The organism is Streptomyces sp. NPDC000594 (genome assembly GCF_040299965.1).
Classification (GTDB): Bacteria; Actinomycetota; Actinomycetes; order Streptomycetales; family Streptomycetaceae; genus Streptomyces.
The window spans coordinates 354,644-367,928 of sequence record NZ_JBEPCY010000002.1 but is presented as its reverse complement, the minus strand read 5'-3'; the positions used below and the strand labels follow the sequence as shown (position 1 = coordinate 367,928).

The following is a 13,285-nucleotide window of genomic DNA, read 5'->3' as shown; positions in this document are numbered from 1 at the left end:
TCCGGCACGGGGGGCCGCGGGGCAGGGGCTCGTACCGGAGGGGAAAACACGGGTGCCCCCGCTCCCTGGTGGGGGCGGGGGCACTCGGGGTGGTGCGGGCCGGGTCAGCCTTCGGCGGAGGCGGTGACCGACGCGGGCGACTGCTGCTCGGCCGCGGCGGTCTTCTTCGCCGGAGCCTTCTTGGCCGTCGCCTTCTTCGCGGTGGTCTTCTTCGCCGCCGTCTTCTTGGCCACCGTCTTCTTGGTGGCGGCCTTCTTCGCCGTCGCCTTCTTGGCGGTCTTGCGGACCGCCTTCTTCACCGGGGCCTCCTCAGCCCCGGCACCGTCCTGCGGCGCCGGCGCCGCGGGCTCGGCGGCGACCACGACGACCGTGGCCTCCGCCGCGCCGGCCGGAGCCCCGGCCGGGGCGCTGACCTTGCGGGTCGCCCGGCGACGGGCACGCGGAGGCGCGGCCTCCGGCGTGGTCTCCGCCACCGGCTCCGGCTGCGGAGCCACGGGCGCGGGCTCGGGCTCAGGCGCGGGCTCAGGTGCCTTGGGGGCCTCGACCACGACCTCGGGCGCGGCCGTCCTGGGCGCACCCGCCGGGGCCGAGGCCCTCCGGGTCGCCCGGCGACGCCCACGGCCCCGCATCGCGGCGGCCTCCGCCTCGGCGGCGCTGCTGTACAGCTCCTCGTCCGGGACGAACACGGGCTCGGGCAGCGCGACCGGCTCGGACACCTCGGCGGCGACCTCGGCCACCGTCTCGGCGGACTCCGCCTGCTGCTCGTGGTCGTGGTCGTGCGCCTGCTCGGCACCGCCCCGGCCACGCTTGCGGGCGCGCTTGCCGCCACCACCGCCGCCACCGCCGCCGACGGACGTCGGCTGCTCCATGTGCACGATCACACCGCGCCCGTTGCAGTGGACACAGGTCTCGGAGAAGGACTCCAGCAGACCCTGGCCCACCCGCTTACGGGTCATCTGGACCAGGCCCAGCGAGGTGACCTCGGCGACCTGGTGCTTGGTCCGGTCCCGGCCCAGGCACTCCAGGAGCCGCCGCATGACCAGATCGCGGTTGGACTCCAGGACCATGTCGATGAAGTCGACGACGACGATCCCGCCGAGGTCGCGCAGCCGCAGCTGACGCACGATCTCCTCGGCCGCCTCCAGGTTGTTCCTGGTGACGGTCTCCTCCAGATTGCCGCCCTGCCCGGTGAACTTCCCGGTGTTGACGTCGACCACGATCATGGCCTCGGTCTTGTCGATGACCAGCGAACCGCCGGAGGGCAGCCAGACCTTGCGGTCGAGCGCCTTCATCAGCTGCTCGTCGATGCGGTACGTCGCGAAGACGTCGACCTCGCTGGTCCACCGCTGGAGGCGGTCCGCCAGGTCCGGCGCGACATGCGAGACATAGCCGTGGATGGTCTCCCAGGCCTCGTCACCGCTGACGATGACCTTGGAGAAGTCCTCGTTGAAGATGTCCCGGACGACCCGGACGGTCATGTCCGGCTCACCGTAGAGAAGGGTCGGCGCGTTGCCGCTCTTCGCCTTCTTCTGGATGTCGGCCCACTGCGCCTGGAGCCGCTCGACGTCGCGGCGCAGCTCGTCCTCGCTGGCGCCCTCCGCCGCGGTCCGGACGATGACGCCCGCGTCCTCGGGAACGATCTTCTTGAGGATGGTCTTCAGCCGGGCCCGCTCGGTGTCGGGCAGCTTGCGGCTGATCCCGGTCATCGAGCCCTCGGGCACATAGACCAGATAGCGGCCGGGCAGGGAGACCTGGCTGGTCAGCCGGGCGCCCTTGTGACCGATCGGGTCCTTGGTGACCTGGACGAGCACGGACTGGCCGGACTTGAGCGCGACCTCGATCCGGCGGGGGCCGCCGGACATGCCCAGCGCCTCGAAGTTGACCTCACCGGCGTAGAGCACGGCGTTGCGGCCCTTGCCGATGTCGACGAACGCCGCCTCCATGGACGGCAGGACGTTCTGCACCTTGCCCAGGTAGACATTGCCGACGTACGAGGTGGCCTGCTCCTTGTTGACGTAGTGCTCGACCAGCACATCGTCTTCCAGGACACCGATCTGGGTGCGCTCGCCGCTCTGGCGGACGACCATGACCCGCTCGACGGCCTCCCGGCGGGCGAGGAACTCGGCCTCGGTGATGATCGGCACCCGGCGGCGGCCCTGCTCACGGCCCTCGCGCCGGCGCTGCTTCTTCGCCTCCAGACGGGTGGAGCCCTTGATGGACTGCACACCGTCCTCGGACTCCTCGCCCCGGGGGGCGCGGGCGGGGCGCGGCTCACGGACCTTGACGACCGTGCGCTCGGGGTCGCCGGTGGCGGTGGTCTCCTCGACCAGCGGCTCACCGCTGCGACGGCGACGACGACGGCGGCGACGGCTGCTGGAGCTGCCCGCCGCGGTGTCGTCGGCGGACTCGTCCGCGTCGTCGGCCTCGTCCGCCTCGTCGAGGGCGCGCTCGTCGGCGGCCCGGTCGGCCGTCTCCAGGGCCTCGTCGGAGACCTCGGTGTCCTCACCGGCGTCGGCGGAATCGCCCCGGCGGCGGCGACGGCCGCCCCGGCGACGGCGACGGGAGGGACGGTCCTCGAACTCGTCCTGCTCGTGGTCGTCGGCGTCCGTGCCGTCGGCCGGGGCCTCCGGCTCCTCCTCGGGCTCGGCGGGCTCCTCCACCACGGGGGCGGGGGCGGCCTCGGCGCTCTCGCCCCGGCGGCGACGGCGGCGGCGCTCGGTGGGCTCGGCCGGCAGCTCGCGCTCCGGCTCCGGCTCCAGATCGAGCTCCTCTTCCTCGACATCCGCGGCGGCCGCGGCGGCGGCTGCCGCGGCGGCCGTCTCCGGGGTCTGGAACATGGGCTCGGTGAAGACCGGGGCCTGGAAGACGGCCACGGCCGGGCGGGCGGCCCGGGGGGCGGCCTTGGAGGCGTCGGCGCCACGGGCGGTGAACTCGGGCGACGCCACACGGCGGCGGGCACGGCCCCGGGGGGCGGGCTCGGCGGCCGGGGCGGCCTCGGGGGTCGCGGCGGGCGCGGCCTCGGGGGCCGGGGTGCTCGTCGCACGGGTGGCCCGGCGGCGGCCGCGCGGCGCGGGCGCCTCCACCGGGGCCTCGGCGACCTCAGCGGTCTCCACGGGGGCCTCGGGAGCCTCCACGGCCTCGGCCGGGGCGGCGGGGCCGGCGGCGGGGGTGCTCACGGAACGCGTGGCACGACGGCGGCGGCGGGGCCCGGAAGCCTCATCGGCGGCCGGAGCGGCCTCGACCGAAGCGGCCTTCTCCACCACGGGGGCGGGGGCCTCGGCGACGACCGGAGCGGCCTCAGCGGCGGGGGTGGTGACCGAGCGGGTGGCCCGGCGGCGCTTGCGGGGCGCGGGAGCCTCGTCGGCGACCGGAGCGGCCTCGACGGAAGCGGCCTTCTCCACCACGGGGGCGGGGGCCTCGGTGACCTCGGCGGCCTCAGCGGCGGCGGGCGCGCTCACCTTGCGGGTGGCCCGGCGACGCGGACGCGCCGGAGCGGCCTCCACCGGAGCATCGGCGACCTCGGGAGTCTCCTCGACCACCTCGACCTCGGCCTCCGTGACCTCGGCCGGTGCGGCCGGGGCGGTGGCGGGGCGGGTGGCCCGGCGGCGGGTACGGGCGGGAGCGGCCTCCACCGGGGCCTCAACGACCTCGGCGACCTCAGCGGCCACCTCGGGCTCTGCCACGGGAGCCGCCGTCGACGCACGCGTCGCCCGACGACGGGCACGCGGCGCGGGCGCCTCCACCGGGACCTCAGCGGCCTCGGGGGTCTCCTCGACCACCTCGACCTCGGCAGCCGCCGTGGGGGCGCTCACCTTGCGGGTGGCCCGGCGACGGGGACGCGCCGGAGCGGCCTCCACCGGGGCATCGGCGACCTCAGCGGCCTCCGCGACCTCGGCCACGGGAGCCGCCGTCGACGCACGCGTCGCCCGACGACGGGCACGCGGCGCGGGCGCCTCCACCGGAGCCTCAGCGGCCTCGGGAGTCTCCTCGACCACCTCGACCTCGGCAGCCGCCGTGGGGGCGCTCACCTTGCGGGTCGCCCGGCGACGCGGACGCGCCGGAGCGGCCTCCGCCGGAGCCTCCGCGACCTCGGCCGGCGCGGCGGCCTGAGCCGCCTCGGCGGATCCACCGGGCGGCCCGGCGGGACGCGAGGCGGCCCGCCGGCGGCGGCGCGGCGGCAGGGTGTCGCTCGGGCTGCTGTCGGCGACCGTGTTGTTGTTGTCGTCCCCGGTGGTACCGGGTTCGTTCTGCTCGTGCATGCGGGCGGTTCTCCCGTCACGCTCCCGGGCGCCGTGCCTCGTTCCGGTCGGCGGGCCGCGTCAAAGCGCGGCGCGCCGCCCGGGGCGCGGGCGCCGCACGGGAGCTGCTGTGTCTGGCTCGCCGGTTCCGTACACGAAGTGCGTACGGCCTGGCGAAAGTCTCCTGTGGTTGTGCGCGACCCGACCCAGGTGGCTCCCGAGTACCAGGGCCGCGCGGCAACGACTGCCTGAGGCGCGGCGGGACCGGATCATTCCCGCCCGCGCGGGCCCCCTGCCGTGGCTAGGGGGAGGCGGTACCGGCGGCCATGGATGATGCGGCCGGAACTGCCTCGCGGTCGAGCGCGAGCGGATCGGTCACCGTGCCGGTCTCCTCGTCGAAGAGCCCCTGCGCCAGCCTGGTCACCGCTGCGGGGACCGGCGGCGCCAGGTCGGCCACAGCGCGGAGACCGGACAGGACGTCGTCGGGTCGCACGGCAGGTGTCACGTGCCGAACAACCAGCCGCAGTATCGCACAGGGGCCGTCCGCGGACCTATCAGGCCGCTGACCGACCAGCTCCAGGCTCTCCACCGCACCGCGTGCGTCGAAGCTCCGCATTCCGTTCTTGGTCCTCCGCTGGACCTCGACCGAGTCCGCCGCGAGGAACGCCGCCACGGCGTCCGCCGCCGTCTCCTCGGCCACTCCGTCGAGCCGAAGCTCCCACTCGGAGGCGGTGAGCCGGTCGGCGAGCCCGGAGGTCCGGGCCTCGACGGCGTCGGTGATGTCGAGACCGGTCGGCAGCGACTCGTCGAGCAGACTCCGCAGCACCGCGGGGTCACGGTGCTCGACCAGAGCGATCTCCAGATACTCGGCCTCGCTGCCCGTGCCGGTGGGTGCGGCATTGGCGTACGACACCTTCGGATGCGGGGTGAAGCCCGCCGAGTACGCCATGGGCACCTCGGCACGCCTCAGCGCCCGCTCGAAAGCGCGCTGGAAGTCACGGTGGCTGGTGAACCGGAGGCGGCCACGCTTGGTGTAGCGCAGGCGGATGCGCTGCACCGCGGGTGCGGGCGGCGGGCCTTCGGGCTGTCGCTTGCCCAGTGGTTCTTCTCCTCGGTGCGGGACGGCGCGGGGAGCGCCGCCCTCGGAATGCGGGTGCCCCGCGCGGGCCTGCCCGGCTCTCACCCCCTGGTTCGGGAGGGATTCTCGGGCCCGGCCGTCGCGCCGGGGACAGTCGTTGTGTACCACCCAGAGTACGCGCAGCGGCCCCGTCCGGTTCCCCGGGATCAACGGAAAGGGCCCGGCACAGGGGGAAGATCCCATGTGCCGGGCCCGGTGAGGCGCTCCGGAGGCTACTTCTTGACGACCGACAGCGGCAGCAGCTTCTTGCCGGTCGGACCGATCTGGATGTCCAGGCCGAGCTGCGGGCAGACCCCGCAGTCGAAGCACGGCGTCCAGCGGCAGTCCTCGACCTCGGTCTCGTCGAGGGCGTCCTGCCAGTCCTCCCAGAGCCAGTCCTTGTCGAGACCGGAGTCCAGGTGGTCCCAGGGCAGGACCTCCTCGTAGGTGCGCTCCCGGGTGGTGTACCAGGCGACGTCCACACCGTACTCGGGGAGGGTCTTCTCGGCGCAGGCCATCCAGCGGTCGTACGAGAAGTGCTCGCGCCAGCCGTCGAACCGGCCGCCGTCCTCGTAGACGGCGCGGATGACGGAGCCGATGCGGCGGTCGCCGCGGGAGAGCAGGCCCTCCACGATGCCCGGCTTGCCGTCGTGGTAGCGGAAGCCGATGGAGCGGCCGTACTTCTTGTCGCCGCGGATCTTGTCCCGGAGCTTGGTCAGACGGGCGTCGGTCTCCTCGGCGCTCAGCTGGGGGGCCCACTGGAAGGGGGTGTGCGGCTTGGGGACGAAGCCGCCGATGGAGACGGTGCAGCGGATGTCCTGGGAGCCGGAGACCTCGCGGCCCTTGGCGATCACATTGACCGCCATGTCGCCGATCTGGAGCACGTCCTCGTCGGTCTCGGTCGGCAGACCGCACATGAAGTAGAGCTTCACCTGCCGCCAGCCGTTGCCGTAGGCGGTGGCGACGGTGCGGATCAGGTCCTCCTCCGACACCATCTTGTTGATGACCTTGCGCAGCCGCTCGGAGCCGCCCTCGGGGGCGAAGGTGAGACCGGAGCGGCGGCCGTTACGGGTCAGCTCGTTGGCGAGGTCGACATTGAAGGCGTCCACCCGGGTGGAGGGGAGGGAGAGGCCGATCTTGTCCTCGGTGTAGCGGTCCGCGAGGCCCTTGGCGATGTCGCCGATCTCGGAGTGGTCGGCGCTGGAGAGCGAGAGCAGACCGACCTCCTCGAAGCCGGTGGCCTTGAGACCCTTCTCGACCATCTCGCCGATGCCGGTGATGCTTCGCTCCCGCACGGGGCGCGTGATCATGCCGGCCTGGCAGAAACGGCAGCCGCGGGTGCAGCCGCGGAAGATCTCGACGGACATCCGCTCATGGACGGTCTCCGCGAGCGGGACCAGCGGCTGCTTGGGGTAGGGCCACTCGTCCAGGTCCATGACGGTGTGCTTGGAGATCCGCCACGGGACACCGGAGCGGTTGGGCACGACCCGGCCGATCCGGCCGTCCGGCAGATACTCCACGTCGTAGAAGCGGGGGACATAGACCCCGCCGGTCCGCGCCAGCCGGAAGAGGACCTCCTCGCGACCGCCGGGGCGGCCCTCGGCCTTCCACTCCCGGACGATCCGGGTGATGTCGAGGACGGCCTGCTCGCCGTCGCCGATGACGGCGCAGTCGATGAACTCCGCGATCGGCTCCGGGTTGAAGGCCGCGTGGCCGCCCGCGAGCACGATCGGGTGGTCCACCGTGCGGTCCCGCGCCTCCAGCGGGATCCCCGCCAGATCGAGCGCGGTGAGCATATTGGTGTAGCCCAGCTCGGTGGAGAAGCTCAGCCCGAACACATCGAAGGCGCCGACGGGCCGGTGGGAGTCGACCGTGAACTGCGGGACACCCTGGGTGCGCATCAGCTCCTCAAGGTCCGGCCACACGCTGTAGGTGCGCTCGGCGAGGACGCCCTCCTGCTCGTTCAGCACCTCGTAAAGGATCATGACGCCCTGGTTGGGCAGTCCGACCTCATAGGCGTCCGGGTACATCAGCGCCCACCGGACATCGCACTCCGCCCAGGGCTTGACGGTGGAGTTCAGCTCACCGCCGACATACTGGATGGGCTTCTGGACATGCGGGAGCAATGCTTCGAGCTGGGGAAACACCGAAGCGGCAGTCTCAGCGGCAGACTCAGCAGCAGACATCTCTGGACTTTCGTGGGCGGGCAGGGGGGCGACTCTCTAGCGTAATGCCCTGGGGAGCCGCCCCCGCACCGATCACCGGGCCCGCGACGGCCCGTACCGATCCCTTCACCGGGCCCGCGAGGGCCCCGTACCGTCACCGGCCGGCGGGCCCGGGGAGGGTCAGCCGGAGCGCAGCGCCCGTACCTCGTCCGGGGAGGCGGCGGCCCAGACCTCCGGAAGCTCCCGCTCGCGGTCGGCCGCCGAGCGCTGTTCCTGGCCGAAGAGCAGCCCCCAGGTGAAGGCGGACTCGCCCGCCGCATGGGCCTGGATCGCCAGATTCCGCAGGGCGTCCCGGGCGACCACGCTGTCCTGGTGGTCGCCGAGGAGGGTCTGGACGCTCTTCATGCGCTTGCCGAAGCGCTTGGCGACGCCGCCGAGGGCCGGGGTGGCCGCCTCGCCCGCGTACCGGGCCCGCTTGGCGGCCTTGCGGGCGTCGTGCAGCACCAGATCGCGCTCCGGTCCGGGGGTCATCTCCAGGGCCTGGCCGACCCGGGCGGCGAGCCGGTCGTACTCCTTGAGCAGCGCCCGGGGCAGCTCGTCGGCGGGCTCCCGGGAGGCCGCCTTGAGCAGCGGCGGGTCGGCGAGGAGGGCGTCGAGGCGGTCGAGGAGGGCCCGGTAGCGGGTGCTGTCCAGGGTGTTCAGGGCCCGGCGGCGGGCACCGGCGCGCCGGGAGCCGGCCCAGATGCGCAGCCGGCCGCGGACCGGGCCGAGCAGCAGGGTGCGGGGGACCGCGTCGATCCGCCCGCGCAGCCGCTCGTACAGCACCTCCTGGTCGCGGGCGACCCCCAGCTCGGCGGCGAGCCACTTCAGCTCCTCGCCGACGGGGTCGGTGACGGAGCGGTCGAGGAGGCGGCGGTAGGTGCGGAAGGCGCTGCGCAGCCGGCGGGTGGCGACCCGGGTCTGGTGGACGGCGTCGGGGAGGTCGCGGCGGACGCCGGGGTCGAGGGCGAGCAGGGCGTCGGCCTGTTCCCGCAGATAGGCCAGGACATAGTCGCCCGCGGTCCGCGGTGGGGCGGGGGCGGCGGGGTACGGGACGGTGAGTCCGGTCTCCGCGAGGGCGCGGGCCAGTTTGGAGGGGAAGTCGGCCTCGACGGCTCCGGCCTTGAGCAGCTTCTTCCCGACGCGGTCGAGGATCCGGGGGTCGGCGTCGTCGCCGAGTTCGGCCTCGATCTCGTCCCAGGCGGCGGTACGGGCCACGCTGTCCTCGGGGCTTCCGGGGCTTCCGGGGCTCCCGGGGTGCTCGGAGCCGTCGGAGCTCCCGGGGTGCTCGGAGCCGTCGGAGCTCCCGGGGCTTCCGGCGGCGAGCAGGCGTTCGGCGCGGACCGCGTCCCGGCTCAGCTCGGCGAGGAGGGTGCCGTCGGCGTCCCGCAGATGCCGGACCTCCCGGGTGGAGAGCAGCCGGACGATCGGGGTCAGCTCGGCGCCCCGGGTGCGCGCCCGGACCAGCGCGGTCAGCGGGCGCGGCAGGCTCTCGGAGAGCGGGGCGCGGATCTCGTCGCGCACCCCGGGGGCGACCGGGAGTTTGAGGTGCCAGCCGGCGTCGTCGCCGCCGGTTCTGCGCCGGAGGGTGATGGAGGCGGCGGCGAGCCGCAGATCCGGGGTGTCGTAGTAGACCGCGTCCAGCTCGTCGGTGCCGCGCTCCTCGACGGCCGCGACCCCGGTCACCCGGGTGAGGTCCGGCAGCTGGACATCGGGGGTGGCTTCGTATTTCCGCTCGATCTCGCGCTTCGTCTCCGCCATGAGGCGAATCTAGACCGCGCGGAGCGATCGGGGCAGCCCCGGGCGGGCCCCGGGACCGGATAACGCCCGGTCCCGGGGCCGGATACCGCCGGGCCGGGGTCTCGCCATGGTCGTCGGGGAGGGTACGGGGCCGGGTGCAAGGGGCCCCGTACCCGCACGCTCATGGCACTAGCGGCCGCGCCAGGCGTGGTGGACGGTGAGCGAGCCCGTGTTGCCCTGGCGGTCGGTGACCAGTGCGCGCAGCGCGATCCCCTGGCCCCGGGCGGGGTTCCGTACGGTGATCGCGTCCCGGACGACGGGGGTCCGCCGCCAGGTGCGCCCGTTGTCGTAGGAGACGGAGACGGTCAGCGACTTCAGCCCGGCGCCCTTCGCCGGGCCGTGCACGGTGAACGGGACGGTCTGCCGGCGGCCGGCCGGGGCGGTGCTGTCGAGGGCGAGAGCCGGGTGGAAACGGACGGTGGAGACGGGCAGCCGGGCCTCTTCGCCGTCGGCCGGGCGGCGGGAGCGGAAGGTCCAGGAGGCATCCATCCGGCTGGCGGTCCTGGCGACGGTGGGGTGGCGTTTCACGGTGGTGGCGAGGGTGTAGCGGGCGTCCTGGGCGGGCAGGGTGAAGCTCTCCCCGCCGCTGAGCGGCTCGCGGTTCTCCCCGACCTTGGTGGCGCCCCGGTGCAGGGTGGTACGGACCAGGGCGTAGAGGGAGTCACCCGGGTTGCCCCGGCCGTCGGCGAAGAGCCACAGGGAGCCGTACAGCTGGTCGCCCTGGCGGTAGACGCCGCTGTCCTGGTCGAGCAGGGGGGCGTGGACCCCGGTGTTGAGGGTCTCGCGGTAGCTCCGGCCGGGGCGGTAGTCACGGTCCTGGGTGTGATAGCCGGCCTCGGTGGTGAGTTCCTCGTCGGCGCGGTCGTACTGCATCATGATCAACTGCCAGGGATTGGGACGCCCCGGGCCCTCCCCCGAGCGACCGGTGCCGCCGGTGCCGCCGGTGCCGCCGGTAGCGCTCGTACCGCTGGTACCGAGCCGCAGCACCCGGGTGGCCGGCAGCGCGGGCAGCTCGGCCAACATCCCGATGCCCAGGATGTCGCTGATGGCTCCGGCGTCGCCCGCCCGGCGCGGCGCGGAGGACCCGGCGCCGAGGGTGACGGTGGCGAAGTCCGCCGGGCGGTACGCCTTGCGCCAGCCGGTGGAGAGTGTGCGGACCCGGGCGGCGTGGGCGGTGTGCCACTCGCCGGAGCGGCCGGTGAGCCATCGCGTCCCCCAGCTCTCGCTGAGGGTGCCGTCGGTGAAGGCGGGCCCGAGGTGCGCGGTGCCGAAGCCCTCGAAGGACGGGAGGACCATGCCGAAGCCGAAGCCCACGCCGTTCCGCTCGACGATGAACTCGCCGAACGCCATGGCCGACTCCGCCGCCGGGTCCGGGACGGTCACGACGACGGGGCGTGCGGTACGGGCGTCCATCGCCACGGTGGTGTCCCGGTCGAGCGCCAGGGTGGGCCGTACCAGCCGGTCGATGCCCCGTCCGGGCGCGGTGGGGTCGGCGGTGAGCAGGCTGTGCAGCACATACCCGCCCTTGGGCAGGCGGACCCGGGTGGTGCCGCTCTGCTCGTACAGCCGCAGCGACTCCGCGTCGCCGTCGAGCGGGGTGAGGACGGTACGGGCGGCATGGCCGGGCCGTCCGTCGCGGCCGGTGTAGGCGAGGGTGAGGTCGTACGACTCGACCTCGCGGTGGACCGCCGCCGCGGTCCGTACGCTCTGGCCGCCGCCCGAGGCGGTGACGGCGGCGGTGTAGTGGCCGTCGTCGGTGCCGCCGAGCCGGGTGTCGACGGTCAGGGCGACGGCGGCGGTACCGCCCGCGGGGACGGTGACCCGGTCGGCGCCGAGGGTGAAGAAGCCCGCCGGGGCGGGTGCGCCCCCGGGTCCGGTGGCGGTGACCGTGAGGTCCAGGACGAGGTCCCGGTCGCCCAGGTTGCGGTAGGTGATCTCCCGGGTGAGCGGCCGGTCGTCGGTGTGCGGCCAGAGCTGGCGGCCGAAGTCGACCGCGGTCCGGTCGGCGACCACCCGCTGCCCGATGGCCCGGTCCACGGCGATCCGGCCGGTGCCCTGCTGGAAGGCGGTGTGGCCGCCGTCCCGCGCGGAGCCGGTGAGGACGGCCTTGAGCCGGTCGGCGCGCCAGCCGGGGTGTTTCTGCTTGAGCAGGGCGGCGGCGCCCGCCGCGTGCGGGGCGGCCATCGAGGTCCCGGAGAGGGAGAGATATCCGGCGGGGCCCTCACCGACCTCCCGGGCGAGCAGGCTGCCGGGGGCCGAGGCGGCGGTGGTGTCGACACCGGGGGCGGTGACATCCGGTTTGACGGCCTCGTCGCCGATCCGGGGGCCGGTACTGGAGAAGTCGGCGAGCCGGTCGTCGTCGTCCACGGCGCCCACGGTGAGGGCGGCGTCGGCGCTGCCGGGCGATCCGACCGTGCCGGCGTCCGGTCCCCCGTTCCCCGCCGAGACGGCGAACAGCACACCCGTGCGCTCGGTCAGCGCGTTGACCGACGCCTCCAGCGGATCGACCTCGGGGGTGTCCTGGCCGCCGAGGCTCATATTGATGACATCGGCGCCCTGGGCGACGGCCCATTCCATGCCCGCGATGATCCCGGAGTCCTCGCCGCCGCCGCTGTCGTCCAGCACCTTGGCGTTGAGCAGCCGGGCGCCGGGGGCGATGCCCCGGTGGCGGCCGGACCTGACCCCCGTACCCGCCGCGATGGAGGCGACATGGGTGCCATGGCCGTAGCGGTCCTCGGTGCCGGGGGCGTCGGTGAAGTTCCGTGCCGCGGCGACCCGTCCGGCGAGGTCCGGGTGCCGGGCGTCGACACCGGTGTCCAGGACGGCGATGGTGACCCCGGTGCCGTCGAGCCCGGCACTCCAGGCGGCGGGCGCGCCGATCCGGGCGCCGCTCCGGTCGAGGCGGGCGGTGCGCACGGCGTCCAGCCAGATGTGGCGCACCCCGGGGGTGGCGGTGGTGCCCCGGGCGCCGCCGGTACGGGTGAGCGCGTCCCAGACGGCGGTGGCGTCCCGCCGGGGCACGGTGACGGCGTCGGCGCCGAGCCGGGGCAGGGTGCGCCGTACGGTCACCGCGCCGGTGCCGCGTACCGCCGAGCGGACCCGGTCGGCGGCGTGCCCGGGGGCGCCCTCGTAGGCGACGATCAGTTTGAGGCCCGGGCGGGCGGAGCGGCGGGCGGCCGGGGTGGTGAGACCGGTGACATCGAAGAGGCGCCGGTCGAGGACGCCCCGGGCGATCAGCGGTCCGGCGTCGAACGGCACGGCGTGGGACCGGCCGCGTTCGGTGGAGATCTCGATGGGGATCCGCTCGCGGCCCGGTGCGGGGTCGACGGCGGTGATCCGGCCGCGCCGGTCGACCCCGACGCGGTCGCCGGTGATCAGGGTGGTCCAGTGGAGCACCGCCCCTCGGCCGGCCCCGGCGGAGGAGGCCGCACTCGGGGATCCCGCGCCGGCGGGTGGTGCGGCGGTGGCGGACGGTGCCGTGGTGAGCCCGGCGACGAGCGCCGCCGCCGCGACGGTCGCGGTGAGCGTGGCCGCGCCGAGGTTCTGACGTCTTCTGACGAACACCTTTCCCCTGCTCCCTGCTCGGCGGGGGGCTGGGAGGCGTTCCGGGGCGGCCCCCGCGTACCGCCCCTGTCGAGTGGACGGCGCGGGGCGGGGGGTGTGGTTGACCGGTACGGGGATCGGCCCGCCGAATGGCCCGAAGCGAGCGTCGGCGAAGGGTCCCGCGCGCACCGCCGGGAGCTGCGGCGATGACCGTGTGTCAGGGCGCGGGCCGGGAAAACGGCAGGGGGCCGGGCCGGGGACTCCCCCGGCCCGGCCCCTCCGGTCCCGGCCGGAAACCGCCCCCGCCGTCGCGGCCCGGAAGCGGGACCCGCACGGACCCGCACGGCACGGAAGCGGACCCGCACGGCCCCGCGCGGGCCCGG

At 74.7% G+C, this 13,285-nt stretch carries 5 protein-coding genes; all 5 read right to left on the bottom strand.

The features are described from left to right. Window positions 1-104 precede the first annotated feature (104 nt). Window positions 105-4,259: an Rne/Rng family ribonuclease gene (locus ABT354_RS04310; RefSeq protein ID WP_351488777.1), complete on the bottom strand. Its 4,155-nt coding sequence runs from the start codon at window positions 4,257-4,259 to the stop codon at window positions 105-107. 280 nt (window positions 4,260-4,539) lie between these two features. Continuing rightward, window positions 4,540-5,295 (bottom strand): TIGR03936 family radical SAM-associated protein, encoded by a 756-nt coding sequence (locus tag ABT354_RS04305; protein ID WP_351488774.1) that lies wholly within the window; start codon window positions 5,293-5,295, stop codon window positions 4,540-4,542. A 293-nt stretch (window positions 5,296-5,588) separates the two neighbouring features. Next, window positions 5,589-7,541, bottom strand: a complete 1,953-nt coding sequence (locus tag ABT354_RS04300; protein WP_351488772.1) for a TIGR03960 family B12-binding radical SAM protein — start codon at window positions 7,539-7,541, stop codon at window positions 5,589-5,591. Window positions 7,542-7,700: 159 nt separating this feature from the next. Beyond that, the gene (locus ABT354_RS04295; protein WP_351488770.1) at window positions 7,701-9,320 is read right to left on the bottom strand and encodes a CYTH and CHAD domain-containing protein; all 1,620 of its coding nucleotides are present in this window, start codon (window positions 9,318-9,320) and stop codon (window positions 7,701-7,703) included. A 168-nt stretch (window positions 9,321-9,488) separates the two neighbouring features. Continuing rightward, a complete protein-coding gene (locus ABT354_RS04290) occupies window positions 9,489-12,923 on the bottom strand; it encodes a S8 family peptidase (RefSeq protein ID WP_351488767.1) in 3,435 nt (1,144 codons plus the stop codon). Window positions 12,924-13,285 lie beyond the last annotated feature (362 nt).